General features: G+C 69.6%; 11 protein-coding genes. 9 read left to right on the forward strand and 2 right to left on the reverse strand.

What is annotated here, in order from left to right:
• Positions 1-7: 7 nt before the first annotated feature.
• Entirely contained in the window at positions 8-1828 is a 1821-nt protein-coding gene (locus tag NVV99_RS27105; protein WP_024101926.1) for an Hsp70 family protein, read from the reverse strand.
• Between the two features lie 264 nt (positions 1829-2092).
• Here NVV99_RS27105 and NVV99_RS16450 point away from each other — a divergent pair, with 264 nt between their 5' ends.
• From NVV99_RS16450 to NVV99_RS16465, 4 genes are all read left to right on the forward strand, one after another.
• Positions 2093-4111 (forward strand): IniB N-terminal domain-containing protein, encoded by a 2019-nt coding sequence (locus NVV99_RS16450; protein ID WP_024101925.1) that lies wholly within the window; start codon positions 2093-2095, stop codon positions 4109-4111.
• Between the two features lie 71 nt (positions 4112-4182).
• Positions 4183-6000, forward strand: a complete 1818-nt coding sequence (locus tag NVV99_RS16455; RefSeq protein WP_024101924.1) for a dynamin family protein — start codon at positions 4183-4185, stop codon at positions 5998-6000.
• On the forward strand, positions 5997-7460 hold the full coding sequence (locus NVV99_RS16460; protein WP_019291019.1) for a dynamin family protein: 1464 nt from the start codon (positions 5997-5999) through the stop codon (positions 7458-7460). Before NVV99_RS16455 ends, NVV99_RS16460 begins: the two co-directional genes overlap by 4 nt.
• Before the next feature lie 95 nt (positions 7461-7555).
• Complete coding sequence (locus tag NVV99_RS16465) at positions 7556-8332, forward strand: MerR family transcriptional regulator (RefSeq protein ID WP_024101923.1); 777 nt, start codon at positions 7556-7558, stop codon at positions 8330-8332.
• A gap of 55 nt (positions 8333-8387) precedes the next feature.
• On the opposite strand, the gene NVV99_RS16470 is transcribed toward NVV99_RS16465, so the two are convergent.
• The gene (locus NVV99_RS16470) at positions 8388-9296 is read right to left on the reverse strand and encodes a hypothetical protein (protein WP_024101922.1); all 909 of its coding nucleotides are present in this window, start codon (positions 9294-9296) and stop codon (positions 8388-8390) included.
• Between the two features lie 388 nt (positions 9297-9684).
• On the opposite strand from NVV99_RS16470, the gene dnaK reads away from it, so the two are divergent.
• The 5 genes from dnaK (at position 9685) to NVV99_RS16495 (ending at position 15505) form a co-directional block, all read left to right on the forward strand.
• Positions 9685-11526, forward strand: coding sequence for a molecular chaperone DnaK (dnaK, locus tag NVV99_RS16475; protein ID WP_024101921.1), 1842 nt, complete (start codon positions 9685-9687; stop codon positions 11524-11526).
• Positions 11523-12167 (forward strand): nucleotide exchange factor GrpE, encoded by a 645-nt coding sequence (gene grpE / locus NVV99_RS16480; protein ID WP_024101920.1) that lies wholly within the window; start codon positions 11523-11525, stop codon positions 12165-12167. Before dnaK ends, grpE begins: the two co-directional genes overlap by 4 nt.
• A gap of 32 nt (positions 12168-12199) precedes the next feature.
• Positions 12200-13372, forward strand: coding sequence for a molecular chaperone DnaJ (gene dnaJ / locus NVV99_RS16485; protein WP_024101919.1), 1173 nt, complete (start codon positions 12200-12202; stop codon positions 13370-13372).
• Positions 13372-13776 (forward strand): heat shock protein transcriptional repressor HspR, encoded by a 405-nt coding sequence (locus NVV99_RS16490; RefSeq protein WP_024101918.1) that lies wholly within the window; start codon positions 13372-13374, stop codon positions 13774-13776. Before dnaJ ends, NVV99_RS16490 begins: the two co-directional genes overlap by 1 nt.
• Positions 13777-13969: 193 nt before the next feature.
• On the forward strand, positions 13970-15505 hold the full coding sequence (locus NVV99_RS16495; RefSeq protein ID WP_024101917.1) for an FAD-binding protein: 1536 nt from the start codon (positions 13970-13972) through the stop codon (positions 15503-15505).
• Positions 15506-15526 lie beyond the last annotated feature (21 nt).

Here is a 15526-nt window from a genome sequence, read left to right on the forward strand (position 1 = left end):
GGACCGGTCAGCGTCCGGTTCCGAGCAGTCCGCCGACGACCTGCCCCGTGCCGTCGAGGACACCCCCGACCACGTTGCCGGTGCCGTCGAGCACCCCGCCGACGCCGTTACCGACACCCTCGACGACCGCACCGGCACCCTGACCTGCGCCGGACAGGGCGTCGCCGACGCCGCTGCCACCCGTGCTCGGCGGGGTCGGTTGCGGCGCAGGCTGAGGGGCGGGCGCCGGGGCCGGAACAGGAGCGGGTTGCGGCGCAGGCTGGGGTGCCTGCGGGCTTCGACCGGGTGCTACCGGCGCGGGTGCGGTCGGGTCCGGCGCAGGTACAGCGCCGGTGGGTGCGGCGCCGGAAGCGGGCGTCGCGGCGACCGGGACAGCGGTCACGGTGCCGTCCGGTCCCTGCACCCCGATCGGGACGGTGGTTCCCGCCTCGGACGGCTGCGCGCCGGTCGTGCCGGGAACGGTCGTACCGGGGACGGTCGCGGTGGTGGTCGAGTTGCCGGCCACGACCTCGCTCGACGGACCCACCTCCGAACCGGGTGTCTCGGCCTCCGACGACAGGGTGCCGATCGCCAGTCCACCCCCGGCGAGGACGACGACGGCAGCGACAGCGGCACCCACCAGCGCGAACGAGCGGGCACGGGCGCGTGAGGGCGTGCCGGACCCGGTGTCGACGACCGCAGGCCGATGCGCGGCGGCGACCGGCGGCGCCTCAGCGGCGGGCACCACCGGGAGCGCGACGGTCTCGGGCTCGTCGTCGACGACAGGTGCAGGAGGCGCCATCGGCACCGCGGCAGTCGGGGCACCGTCCGCGGCTGCTGCAAGCGCGGCTCCATGCGCTGCGGTGAAGGCCGGTCGCGCCGACGAGGCAATCGGCAGACCCAGCTCCGACGAGATCAGTTCGGCGACGAGCGGGGTGGACGAGCCACCACCGATCAGCAGTACGCGTCCGATGTCCGCACGATCGAGCCCGGCCCCGCGGATCGCGTCCTGCACCACGGCGAGCGACGCCCCGAGCGGTTCCCGGGCGAGTTCCTCGAACTCGCTGCGCACCAGACGCAGGTCGCGGTGCAGGCCGGGCAGCGCGACCGGCACCACCGTCTCGGTGTCGCTGGACAGTGCCTCCTTCGCCGCGCGGCACCGGCCGCGGAAGTCGGCGAGTGCCGCGACGGTCGCGGAATCGAACGGATCGAGGCCGGTCGAGTCCCCGCCGAGCGTTTCCAGCAGATAGGTCGTGACGAGATGGTCGAAATGGTCGCCGGAGACGTCGTCGCTGCTCAACGGGCGGCCCAGCAGCATGGGATGGGCGCCGCCCTGCACGACGGTGACGTCGAGGCTGCGCGCACCGAGGTCGTAGACCACCGTGACGTCGTCTCCCAGCGGCCCGTGTGTGGCGTCGAGCCAGCGCACCGCCGCGATCGGTTCGGGGATCGTCCGTGCGGTCACGCCGGCGCGGACGAGTGCCGCCTGTAAGGCCTCGACGGTGTGAGCCGACCACGCGGCGGGATGTGCCAGCATCGTCGGCACATCGGAGGTGCCGGTGCGGTACTGCAGGCAGGCCACGGTCGACGCGACGAGATCCTCACCGAGATAGGTGGAGCCGTCGTCGGCGAGGATGCCGACCGGATCGCCGACCCGGGCCGCATAGCCGGAGAACACCTGCGCACCGGGGGCCGGGGTACCGGCGCCGAGGACGAAGGCTCCGCCCTCGGGGAGGTGGAGTTCGGTGGGGACCGACAGAACGCTGGGATCGCCGGCTCGGGGCTGGTCGAGCACGGTGAGGGCCACCGAGTTGGCCGCCCCGATCGTGACGCCGAGTCCTGAATACATGCACGCTCCCGTGTTCTGGGCGGACATCGGTCCGCGATCTCGTTCCACCGTTCGGTCTCGATGAGCCTGTCGTTCCCGCCGCGCGGCCCGTTAGCGCCCACGCCGCCACCGGCCCGATCGTAGGGACTGTCCCCTAACGACCCCCACGCCCCCGAACCCCGATCCCCTAACGGGTGACGGCGGACAGGGGGCCGCACCCCCTGTGCCCGCGACCGGCCGTTTCGTAGCGTCGTCCGTAGATCCCGACGACTCAGGAGACACGCGATGGCCACCAACGCCGTACTCGACTTCATCCTCAGCCTGTTCCGTGACGAGAAGGAACTCGCCCGGTACTGCAACAACCCCGAGGCCGTCCTCGCCGAAGCCGGATTGGACAGCGTGTGCCACGCCGACATCGTCGCCGTCGCCCCGCTCGTTGCGGACAGTGGTCTGTTCGCCGGAACCGCCGCCGAACTGACCGCAGCGCTGAACGGTGCGGCGAACGTCGGGGCGTCGATCGCAGGCACCGCCGCAGCCGGTCTGGGCGGAGCAGCGGGCCTCGGTGGCGCCGCCGGCCTGGGCCTCGGTGGCGCCGCCGGCCTGGGCCTCGGTGTCGGAGCAGGCCTCGGTGGGGGCCTGGGTCTCGGTGGTGGACTTAACCTCGGCGGCGGACTGGACCTCGGCGGGACCGTCGGCGCGCAGACCGGGATCGTCGTCGACCTCGGTGCGCAGCTCGGAGCGGCGCTCGAAGCCGGTGGCGAACTCGGCGCTTCCCTGGGTGCAGCGCTCGGTGGTGCTCTCGACGCAGGCCTCGCACTCGGCGGATCCTTCGACGTCGGAGGTGCCGTGGCCGGAGCGCTCGAAGGTGGGCTCGGCCTGGGCGTCGGTGCCGCTGCAGACCTGGCCGCGGCGATCGACGCGGCCGTCGAGGCCTCGGGCGGCCTCGGCGCAGATCTCGCCACGACCCTCGAAGGAGCCTTGGGCATCGGCGGCACCCTCGGCGCCGACATCGGGCTTGCCCTCGGTGGCCTGCTGGAATCGGCCGTCGACGTCGGCGGCACCTTCTCGACCGAACTCACCGCGGCCCTCGAGGGCGGCGCCGAACTCGGTGCCGCACTCGGCACGACCCTCGGTGGCGTTCTCGGCGTGGGCACGGAACTGGCCGGCGCGCTCGGCACGAGCCTGGGCGGCGTCCTCGGTGGTGTGGCCGATCTCGGCGCCGGACTGGGAACCGACCTTTCCGCCGGTCTCGACGCCGGTGTGGGCGCGACGCTCGGCCTCGGTGCGTCCCTCTCGGCCCTGCTCGGAGCGGGCGGTGGAGCTGCGGCCGATCTCGGCGCCGCGCTGGGGACCGTCATCGAGAACAGCGCGCAGGGCGGTCTGCTCGGCGGTGTCGACCTCGACGCGGTCCTCTCGGGTGGCGGTGAGATCGACGCTGAGGCCGGGGCGGGCGTCGAACTCGGCACGCTGGTCGGCGGGGTGCTCGGAGGTGCGCTCGGCCTCGAGACCACCGCGGCCACCGAACTGTCGTCGGCGCTGAACGTCGCCATCGGCTCGACCACCGGTATCGGCGCGACCGTCGATTCGACCGTGCAGGCGGGGACGAACCTCGGATCGGATCTGTCGTCCGTCCTCGGCTCGACCTTCGCGACCGGCGGCTCGGCCGGCGCCGAGCTCGGCCTGCAACTCGGCAGTGCACTCGAGACGGCCGCAGGGTCGGCGTCCCTCGATGCGGGGGCCGATCTCGGCACGCAGCTCGCGTCGACGATCGGCGGCAGCCTCGATGCCGGTGCCGAAGCCACCGGTCAGCTCGGCTACGCCCTCGACGGCGCACTGGACGCGGCGGCGGAACTCGGGGCCGGAGTGAACGTGGGAGCGGACCTCGGCGCGGCGATCGGCTCGGGGATCGGCGCGGCCGGTGGACTGGGAACGTCCGTCGATCTGGGTGCAGCCACCGATTTCGAGAACGGGTTGGATCTCGGTGGTGCAGCAGACCTGGGCGCGGCTGCCGACCTCGGTGTCTCCGGCGGTCTGGAGAGCGCAGCCGACCTCGGTGCCGAGCTGTCCACGCAGGTGGGGACGGCCCTGTCGGGCGGGGTCGATACGGCCCTGTCGGGCGGGGTCGATACGGCCCTGTCGGGCGGTGCGGACAGCTGGGCATCGGTCGGCGAGGACGTCTTCGGCTCTGCCTCGGGAGCTGCGGGCTTGTTCGGCGAGGGTGGTCTCACCGCGACCTCCGGTCTCGGCGGCGACTCCTCTCTCGGCGCCACCGACTCCACCGAGCTCGACGAACTGCTGCCCTGACCCGCAGCGGTGCGGGCTCCGGGACATAATGTCCGGAGCCCGCACCGACGGAAGGCGAGTCGACGCAGCCCATGCAGCATTCACCGGATACGCAGCATCCATCCGATCCTTCGAGACGCCGAGCGCTCCTCGACCTGATCGACTCCGCGATCGCGCGATCTCGCAGCGCCGGGCGCAACGATCTCACCGACCGGTTGACGGCCGCCCGCACGAAGGTCTCCGACCCGCGACTGCGGGTGGTCGTCGTCGGGGGTCTGAACCAGGGCAAGAGCCGGTTCGTGAACGCTCTGCTCGGCCTCGAGGTGTGTTCCGTCGGCGACGACGAGACCACCGCGGTCCCCACGCTCGTGCAACACGGGCAGGAGCCGTCCGCCGAACTCGTCCCGACCGGTTCGGCGCCGCGCATCGCCGTGCCCTTCGACGACCTGCAGCAGGTCGCGCCGCGCAGCGCCGGCCGGGACGTCGACCGGCTCGAGGTGAGTGTGCCGAGTCCGCTGCTCGCCGACGGACTCGTGTTCGTCGACACCCCGGGTGTGGGAGGCCACGGAAATCCGCACACAGCAGCCACATTGACGCTCCTGGCCACCGCGGATGCGGTCTTCGTCGTCTCGGATGCGAGTCAGGAGTTCACCGCACCGGAGATGTCGTTCCTGCGACAGGTGCAGACGTTGTGCCCGGCGTCGGCGGTGCTCGTCACCAAGACGGACGTGTATCCGCACTGGCGCGCGATCGTCGACGCCGACCGCGAACACCTGCAGCGAGCGGGGATCGACCTGCCGCTGCTGCCCGTCTCGTCCCTGCTGCGCGAGTACGCCCTGCGCACCGAAGACGCCTCGCTGCAGCAGGAATCCGGCTTCGACGCGATCTACGACTTCCTGCGCGAACAGGTGGTCGCGCGCAACGCCGACTCGGCCCGACTGTCGGTGGCGCACGACGTGAAGACCGTCGTCGACCATCTCGCGCTCGGATGCGAGAGCGAACTCGCCGCCCTGCGCGACCCCGACTCCGGGAACGCCGCGATCGAGGACCTGCACCGGGCACGCGCCGCGACCGAGGCATTGCGGACGCGGGCGGCGCGGTGGCAGATCACGTTGTCGGACGGCATCGCCGATCTCGCGGCCGACATCGACCACGACCTGCGCGACCGGCTGCGCACGGTGACCCGCGACGCCGAAGCGTCCGTGGACGACTGTGATCCGGGCAAGGAATGGCCGCGGCTGGGGCAGTGGCTCGCCGAACAGGTCGCCGAATCCGTCGGTGACAACTTCGTGTGGGCGCACGAACGCGCCGAGGCGCTCGCAGGCAAGGTCGCCGAGCACTTCGCACTCGACGACGACTCCTTGCCGTCGTTGCATCTCGGCGACCTGTCGAGACTGCTCGAGCCCGTCGAGAACCTGTCCGATCTCGAATCGGGCCGGATCGGTATCGGTCAGAAGGTACTCGTCGGCATGAAGGGTTCTTACGGTGGCGTGCTGATGTTCGGTCTCGTCACCACCCTGATGGGGATGGCGCTCGTGAACCCGATCTCGGTGGGAGCCGGAGTCGTCCTGGGTACCAAGGCGTATCGCGACGACAAGCAGGTGCGGCTCGCCAAGCGCCGCGTCGACGCGAAGAGCGCGATCCGCGCCTTCACCGACGACGTGAGCTTCCAGGTCGGCAAGGAATCGAAGGACCGGCTCCGGCTCATCCAGCGTCAGTTGCGCGATCACTTCACCGAGATCGCAGAGCAGACACTACGTTCGCTCGACGAGTCGCTCGAAGCGGCCCGCCAGGCCGCGACCGTGCAGGAACAGGAACGCCGCCGTCGGATCGGTGAACTCGACACGCAGGTCGCGGAACTGGGCCGATTGCGCGAGCGCGCCGCGGAACTCGCGGGAGTGTCGGCGTGACCCCGACTCTCTCGCGCGCCCGCGACCTGCTCGACCGGGCACGCGCGTCGTACGGCGGGAACCCGGCCGTCGCGGACCGGCTCGACCACTGCGCCGCGCGACTCGATCAGCCGTTGCGGATCGCGCTCGCCGGATCGCTCAAGGCCGGCAAGTCGACCCTACTCAATGCGCTTGTAGGACAGGACATCGCGCCCACCGACGCGACGGAGTGCACGCGCGTCGTCACCTGGTACCGCAACGGACCCGTGCCGACGGTGAACGCCTGGTACGACGGGAACCGCCGCATGCCGGTGCCCGTGCAGCGTCCCGACGGCCGTTTGACCTTCGACCTCGGCGAACTCACCGCCGACCGCGTCGACTTCATCGACGTCGAATGGCCGGCCAGCGCGCTGGCGCAGACCACCATCATCGACACCCCGGGCACGTCGTCGTTGTCGCAGGACGTGTCGGCGCGGACCCTGGCGCTGCTCACCCCGGAGGAATCGGCCTCCGGTGCCGACGCCGTCGTCTACCTGATGCGTTCGCTCGGAGCCGCCGACGTCGAGTTCCTCGAACGGATCGGCCGGCACGTCGGCGGGGGATCGGGACCGCTCGGCATCGTCGGGGTGGTATCGCGCGCCGACGAGGTCGGTGCGGGTCGTGCCGACGCGATGATGTCGGCGAAGCAGGTCGCGGCGAGGTTCACCGACGAACTCGAACGCACCGGACTGTGCCAGGCGGTCGTGCCGGTCGCCGGGTTGCTCGCCCTCGCCGCACGGACCCTGCGGCAGAACGAGTTCGCGGCCTTCGAGGCGCTCGCACAGGTGCCGGTGGAACAACTGCAGGTCGCGATGCTGTCGGCCGACCGTTTCGCGCGGCCCGACGTCGACCTGCCCGTCGACCCCGGGATGCGGGCGCGTCTCGTCGACCGGTTCGGTCTGTTCGGCATCCGCACCGCAGTGCTGCTCGTGCAGCTCGGCGCGCGCGATTCACCGTCCCTCGCCGCCGAACTCGTCGCGCGCAGCGGGCTCGACGAGCTGCGTCAGGTCATCGACGTGCAGTTCGGTCAGCGTGCCGATCAGCTCAAGACCCATTCGGCGCTGCTGGCGCTCGAGCGGGTGTTGCACGCGTGCGGCGACCACGAGCTGCTGGGAGCCGTGCGACGCGAACTGGCCGACGACCACGGCTTCGCCGAACTCCGCCTGCTGGGCAGACTGCGGTCGTCGTCGGTGTCACTGCCCGACGAGGAGGTCCAGGCGCTGCAGCGCGTGGTCGGTGGATCCGGGATCGGCGCCACCCGGCGCCTCGGTCTCGCCGACGACGCGTCACCTGCCGAGATCCGCGCTGCGGCCGTCGATGCGGTGCGGCACTGGCGATCCCGCGCCGAACATCCGCTGCTCGATCCGTTCACTGCGAAAGCCGCAGCGGTGGCAGCGCGCAGTGCGGAAGGGCTGGTCGCAGGAGCCGGCCGACAGATGTGAGCTGTAGCCGAACGATTCGGCTTGCACCTCACGTAACGTGAGGTCATAACGTCGATCGTGCCGGCGCACGGAGTGCCGGTGGAAGTGGGTGGACGATGCCGGCGACTGGTTCCGGGCAGCAGACACGTTCCGGACAGCACTGGAAGGTGGGGCGTCTCGCAGCGGAGACAGGCCTGACCGTGCGGACCCTGCATCACTACGACGACATAGGCCTCGTGCGGCCGTCGGGTCGGACGGCGTCGGGCCATCGGCTGTACGAGGAGTCGGACGTCGAGAGGCTGTACCAGGTGCTGGCGCTGCGTCAGCTCGGGCTGTCACTGGACGCGATCGCCACGGTCACCGACGGCGACACCTCGCTGTCGGAGATCCTCGACGCGCACCGTGCCTACCTGGACGATCAGCTCGCGGCGACCCGCACGCTGCGTGCGCAGGTCGAGATGCTCTCCCGCACGGTCCGAACGTCGCCGGATGCATCGGTCGCCGACTTCCTTCAGGTGATCCGAGGAGTGATCGAAGTGGACGACATGTTCGAAAGGTATTTCGACAAGGGACAGATCGCAGACCTCGCGGAACGACGCGCGATGCTGGGCGACGACGTCATCACGGCGGCAGAGACGTCGTGGCAGGAACTCATCCCGCGTGTCGACGCTGCGCTGAGTTCGGGGATGGATCCGGCCTGTTCGGAGGCCCAGGAGATGGCACGGCAATGGATGGATCTGCTCGAGCAGTTCCACGGCGGCGACGAGGGCCTACGCGACAGCCTCTACCGCATGCACGAGGACAACGCGCAGCAGATCGAGCAGGAGTTCTGCGGGCCGAGTCGCGAACACATCGAGTTCATCACGAAGGCGAACGAGGCGCGATCTACGTAAGCACAGGGACGGATGCTCGATGTCGTCATCGAGCATCCGTCCCCGTGTGGTGCACCTACCGTCGGCGGGCTCTGCCGGCGGCGCGAACCAGGCGGGCGTGGACGGCCTCGAAGCGGAACAGATCCGCCCACGTCCATCGCACGACCTCGAAGCCCAGTGCCCGGATCGCATCCTCCCGCAGCTTCTCGCGATGGACGGTCTCGGCCGTCGCGCCGGGCTCGTCCGAACCGTACTTGCTCCTTCCGTCGAATTCCCCGACCACGCCTTCGTCCTCCCAGAGGAAGTCGGGACGAGCGACGAATGCTCCGGAAGGGGTCCGCAGCTCGTGCTGCAGCTTCGGCGCCGGTAACCCCGCCGACCGGATCCGTAATCGGCTGAGCGACTCGCCGGGACTTTCGCTGCGACCGTCGAGGAAAGCAACGGTCCGCCGGGCAGCGGCGATCCCGTGCCGCATGCCGGACGATGCCAGCGCATCGAGGAGCAGGGGTGCGATATCGGGATGCGCCCGCAGCGCCGCGTCGCCGGCGATCACCGCCGAGTCTGCCGAAAGCGTTCGTGCCAGGTCGACAACGGTCTGCGCGACGGTCGTGGTGCGCAGACCCGAGACGACGCAGACCTCCTCGGGCTGGTAGGCGCACTTGTGTACATGGAGGGTCGGGGTGCGACGTCCACTCGACCGGTCGCGGCTGATGTGGACGGGGGAGAGGTCGACGTTCCAGAGAGGCAGGCCGTGCAGCACTGCAGCGGAGACATGGCTGACGACGTCGTCCGGGGTGGTCCGTCCCCGTCGCGCCAGTACGCGCGCATGGTGCAGGGTGAGCGGGTCGACGTCCCCGCCACCGTCGACGTACACACCGCGTGTGACGTTCCGTAGCCGTCCCGAGCGGACGGCCTGACGGATCTCGTCCGAGGTCGTCCCGCCGGCCAGCAGGTCGGAGCGCAGAAGGAAGTTCGGTTCGTCCATGCAGCGAGGGTCGTGTACGGCGACGACGGACCCGGAGCATCGAAGCCCTCGACCCGACCACCTGTGGATCGACGGGGTCCCTGTGGACAACCCGTCCTTGCGCACCGGTGCGGACAGTGGCGCGTTGTCGACATCGGGTATCGGTCCCCGAATCGAGCAGATGCGACCGATCGAAGTGATGTGCGCCACCCTCGGAACAAAAGTCCACGACCTGCCGTTGGACGAGTCAGACAACTTGAGCGCATAAGACTCAACTTCACTTGACGGCGTGGGCCGCTCGGGTGCAGGCTTGAGTCGACCGCGCTCACCTGAGCCGAACGGGCTCAGGTCGGGCATGGAACGTTTTCGCGGCGCGCACGCGTCGCGGCAGGAACATTGGAGGAAAATTATGGCTCGTGCGGTCGGCATCGACCTCGGAACCACCAACTCGGTCGTTTCCGTTCTGGAAGGCGGCGAGCCCGTTGTGGTCGCCAACGCCGAGGGGTCCCGCACCACCCCGTCCGTCGTCGCATTCGCGAAGAACGGTGAGGTTCTGGTGGGTCAGCCCGCCAAGAACCAGGCGGTCACCAACGTCGACCGCACCATCCGTTCGGTCAAGCGCCACATCGGCACGGACTGGACCGTGGCCATCGACGACAAGAAGTACACGCCGCAGGAGATCAGCGCCCGCACGCTGATGAAGCTCAAGCGCGACGCGGAGGCCTACCTCGGTGAGGACATCACCGACGCGGTCATCACCGTCCCGGCGTACTTCAACGACGCCCAGCGTCAGGCCACGAAGGAAGCCGGCACCATCGCCGGTCTCAACGTCCTGCGCATCGTCAACGAGCCCACCGCGGCTGCCCTCGCCTACGGTCTCGACAAGGGCGAGAAGGAGCAGACCATCCTGGTCTTCGACCTCGGTGGCGGCACCTTCGACGTCTCCCTCCTCGAGATCGGCGACGGCGTCGTCGAGGTCCGCGCGACCTCCGGTGACAACCACCTCGGTGGCGACGACTGGGACGAGCGCATCGTCAACTGGCTCGTCGACAAGTTCAAGGCACAGCACGGCGTCGACCTGACCAAGGACAAGATGGCCATGCAGCGTCTGCGTGAGGCTGCCGAGAAGGCCAAGATCGAGCTGTCGTCCTCGCAGTCGACCTCGATCAACCTGCCGTACATCACCGTCGACGCGGACAAGAACCCGCTGTTCCTCGACGAGCAGCTCACCCGCTCGGAGTTCCAGAAGATCACCGGCGACCTCCTCGAGCGCACCCGCGCTCCCTTCCAGCAGGTCGTCAAGGACGCCGGCATTTCCGTCGGCGACATCGACCACGTCGTGCTGGTCGGCGGCTCGACCCGTATGCCCGCCGTCACCGACCTGGTGCGCGAGCTCACCGGTGGCCGCGAGCCCAACAAGGGAGTGAACCCCGACGAGGTCGTCGCCGTGGGTGCAGCCCTGCAGGCCGGCGTCCTCAAGGGCGAGGTCAAGGACGTGCTGCTGCTCGACGTCACCCCGCTGTCGCTGGGTATCGAGACCAAGGGCGGCGTGATGACCAAGCTCATCGAGCGCAACACCACGATCCCCACCAAGCGGTCGGAGACCTTCACCACCGCCGACGACAACCAGCCGTCGGTGCAGATCCAGGTCTTCCAGGGCGAGCGTGAGATCGCGGCGCACAACAAGCTGCTCGGCTCGTTCGAGCTCGGCGGCATCGCGCCGGCTCCGCGTGGCGTCCCGCAGATCGAGGTGACCTTCGACATCGACGCCAACGGCATCGTCCACGTCACCGCCCGCGACAAGGGCACCGGCAAGGAGAACACGATCAAGATCCAGGAAGGCTCCGGCCTGTCCCAGGAGGAGATCGACCGGATGGTCAAGGACGCCGAGGCGCACGCCGAGGAGGACCGCAAGCGTCGCGAGGAGGCCGAGGTCCGCAACCAGGCCGAGTCGCTCGTGCACCAGACCGAGAAGTTCATCAAGGAGAACGAGGACAAGGTCCCGGCCGACGTCAAGGAGAAGGTCGAGGCTGCGATCAAGGAAGCCAACGACGCCCTCGCCGGCTCCGACATCAACGCGGTCAAGGCCGCCGTCGAGAAGCTTGCGACCGAGTCGCAGGCCCTCGGCCAGGCCATCTACGAGGCGCAGGGCGCCGAGGGTGCCGCTGCCGGTGACGGCGCGGCCGCAGGTGCCGACGACGTCGTCGACGCCGAGGTCGTCGACGAGCCGAACGATTCGGAGAAGAAGTGAGTGCCGACAAGCCCGAGCAGGAACCGGTGACCGTCACCGACAAGCGACGGATCGACCCTGAGACCTTCGAGGTGCGCGACCCCGCCGAGGAGCCGCGCGCCGAGGAGGGCGAGGTGATCGAGTCGGTTCCTGCGGAGGGCGACGCCGAGAAGGCCGAGCGGACCGAAGGACAGTCGCAGGAGGCGAAGGAACTCGCCGAGCGCACCGCCGACCTGCAGCGCGTGAGCGCGGAGTACGCGAACTACCGTCGCCGCGCCGAGGCGCAGCGCACGGCGATCGCGGAGGAGGCCAAGGCCTCCGTCGCGGCGAAGTTCCTCGACGTCCTCGACGACCTCGACCGGGCACGCGCCCACGGCGACCTGGAGACGGGTCCGCTGAAGGCACTGTCCGGCAAGTTGACCGGTGTGTTCGACAGTGTCGGACTCGTCGCGTTCGGTGAGGAAGGCGACGCCTTCGATCCCGAGTTGCACGAGGCCGTCCAGATGGAAGGCGACGGTCACCACCCGGTGCTCGGGACGGTGCTCCGCAAGGGTTACCGCTTCGGCGACCGCATCCTGCGGCACGCGATGGTGACGGTCACCGACGGCGATCCGGCGGACACGCCGGGTGACGCGCGGTCGGCGGAGCCGGGCACAGAGTAAGAACAAGAAAACGCGAGAGGAGGAGACGCCCGGTGAGCCAGCGGGAGTGGATCGAGAAGGATTTCTACAAGGACCTGGGCGTCTCCCCCGACGCAACGCAGGACGAGATCAAGAAGGCCTACCGGAAACTGGCGCGGAACCTGCATCCCGACGCCAACCCCGGTGACGCCAAGGCCGAGGAACGCTTCAAGGCCGTCAGCGAGGCCAACGCCGTCCTGTCGGATCCCGCCAAGCGCAAGGAATACGACGAGACCCGGCGCCTGTTCGCCTCCGGCGGCATGCCGGGTGGCTTCCGTCCCGGCGCCGGCGGATTCTCCGGTGGTACCGGAGCGACCTTCGACATCGGCGACCTGTTCGGCGGTGGCGGCGACGGTGGGCTCGGCGACCTCTTCGGTGGCCTGTTCAACCGCGCCGGTGGCGGCACTGCTTCCACCGCCGGCCGGTCGCGTCCACGCCGCGGATCCGATGTCGAGACCGAGACGACGCTCGACTTCCGCGATGCCGTCCAGGGCGTCACGGTTCCCCTGCGGATGACCAGCCCGGCGCCGTGCACCACCTGCCACGGCAGCGGTGCCCAGCCGGGAACGAGCCCGCGGGTCTGTCCGAACTGCAACGGAAGCGGTGTGGTCTCCCGTAACCAGGGCGCCTTCGGATTCTCGGAACCGTGCGACGACTGCCGGGGCAGCGGATCGATCATTGACAACCCCTGCAGCGACTGCCGCGGTACCGGCGTGCAGAACCGCACCCGCACCATCACCGTGCGGGTCCCCGCAGGCATCAAGGACGGTTCGCGCATCCGCCTCGCCGGTCAGGGCGAGGCCGGTCTGCGCGGCGCCCCGTCCGGCGACCTGTTCGTGACGGTGCACGTCCGTCCCGACCGCGTGTTCGGGCGTGAGGGCGACGATCTGACCCTCGTGCTGCCCGTCAGCTACGGCGAACTCGTCCTCGGCGGCACCGTCTCGGTGCCGACCCTCGACGGCCGCGTCGGGCTGAAGATTCCGCCGGGAACGGCCGACGGCCGGGTCCTGCGGGTCCGCGGACGCGGCGTCCCCAAGCGCGGGGGCGGCGCCGGTGACCTTCTCGTCACGGTGAAGGTCGCGATCCCGCAGAATCTCGACGAGAAGGCGACGGAAGCGCTGCACAACTATCTTCGTGCAGAAGAGGCAAGCGGTTTCGATCCTCGAGAGGGATGGGCAGGTGCGTGATGAGCGAGACGAGAATGCCACGGAATCTGTCACCGGATCCCGATGCGCGCGTCTACGTCATCTCGGTGGCAGCAGAACTCGCCGGGATGCATGCGCAGACGCTGCGTAACTACGACCGGCTCGGACTCGTCACCCCGCACCGCACCAGCGGCGGCGGCCGCCGGTACTCGCCGCGCGACGTCGAACTGCTGCGCGAAGTGCAGCGCCTCTCCCAGGACGAAGGTGTCAACCTCGCCGGGATCAAACGGATCATAGAGCTGACCAACCAGGTCGAGGCACTGCAGCAGCGCGTCGCCGAACTCAACGCCGAGGTCGCCCAGTTGCGTTCGACACGCGGCGATCTGGTGCCCATTCCGCGCAGCAACGCCCTCGTCGTGTGGAAGCCGCGCAACAGGCGGGACTGACCGCACCGCGGTCGAGCGCGACTGACCGCACCGCGGTCGAGCGCGACTGACCGCACCGCGGTCGAGCGCGACTGATCCGCCGGATCGGTCGAGAACGAAAATCTCCCGCCCAGCGAGACGATCGCCCTGTGGAGCCTCGACGTCTGCCTAGTGTGGCGTGTTCCACACGAACGGTCGACGGAAGGCAACAGTCATGGCGGAGTGGGCGGAAGAATGCGACGTCCTCGTGGTGGGGTCGGGAGCCGGAGGGTGCTGCGGTGCGTACACCGCTGCGCGCGAAGGACTGTCGGTAATCCTCGTCGAGGCATCCGAGTACTTCGGCGGCACCACGGCGTACTCCGGGGGCGGCGGCGTCTGGTTCCCCACCAACGCGGTCCTGCAGCGTGCCGGTGACGACGACACCCTCGAGGACGCACTGACCTACTACCACGCGGTCGTCGGCGACCGCACCCCGCGCGAACTGCAGGAGGCGTATGTCCGCGGCGGCGCCCCGCTGATCGACTACCTCGAGTCCGACGACGATCTCGAATTCATGGTCTACCCGTGGCCCGACTACTTCGGCAAGGCGCCCAAGGCCCGTGCCCAGGGACGTCACATCGTCCCGTCGCCGCTGCCCATCGCCGCCGATCCCGAGCTCAACGAGTCGATCCGCGGCCCGCTCGGCCGCGAACGCAACGGCGAACCCCTGCCCGACATGCTCATCGGAGGTCGCGCGCTCGTCGGACGATTCCTCATCGCCCTGCGCAAGTACCCGAACGTGGAGCTGTACCGGAACACCCCGCTCGAAGAACTGATCGTCGAGGACGGTGTGGTCGTGGGCGCGGTCGTCGGGAACGACGGCGAGCGACGGGCGATCCGCGCGCGCAAGGGTGTCGTCCTCGCCGCCGGTGGCTTCGATCGGAACGACGAGATGCGCAGCAAGTACGGGGTGCCCGGCGCCGCGCGGGACTCGATGGGCCCGTGGTCGAATCTCGGCAAGGCCCACGAGGCGGGCATCGCCGTCGGCGCCGACGTTGACCTGATGGATCAGGCCTGGTGGTCGCCGGGACTGACCCACCCGGACGGACGTTCGGCGTTCGCGCTGTGCTTCACGGGCGGCATCTTCGTCGACCAGGACGGTGCGCGGTTCACCAACGAGTACGCACCCTACGACCGTCTGGGCCGCGACGTCATCGCCCGCATGGAGCGCGGCGAGATGACGTTGCCGTTCTGGATGATCTACGACGACCGGAACGGTGAGGTCCCACCGGTCGGGGCGACGAATGTGCCGCTCGTCGAAACCGAGAAGTACGTCGACGCGGGACTGTGGAAGACCGCCGACACCCTCGAGGAACTCGCCGAGCAGATCGGTGTGCCAGCCGAATCCCTGAAGGCGACCGTCGCGCGGTGGAACGACCTGGCCGCGAAGGGAGTCGACGAGGACTTCGGCCGCGGGGACGAGCCCTACGATCTCGCCTTCACCGGCGGTAGGTCCGCGCTGGTCCCGATCGAACAGGGCCCCTTCCACGCGGCGCAGTTCGGCGTCTCCGACCTCGGCACCAAGGGCGGTCTGCGGACCGACACCGTCGGGCGGGTGCTCGACAGCGAGGGTGCTCCGATCCCCGGCCTGTACGCGGCGGGCAACACGATGGCCGCACCGAGCGGCACCGTCTACCCCGGCGGCGGCAATCCGATCGGCGCGAGCGCACTGTTCGCGCACCTGTCCGTGATGGACGCGGCGGGACGCTGACACACAGAGGCAGGACGCCGA

This window comes from Rhodococcus sp. PAE-6 (genome assembly GCF_025290685.1).
In the GTDB taxonomy this organism is placed as follows: Bacteria; Actinomycetota; Actinomycetes; order Mycobacteriales; family Mycobacteriaceae; genus Rhodococcus; species Rhodococcus pyridinivorans.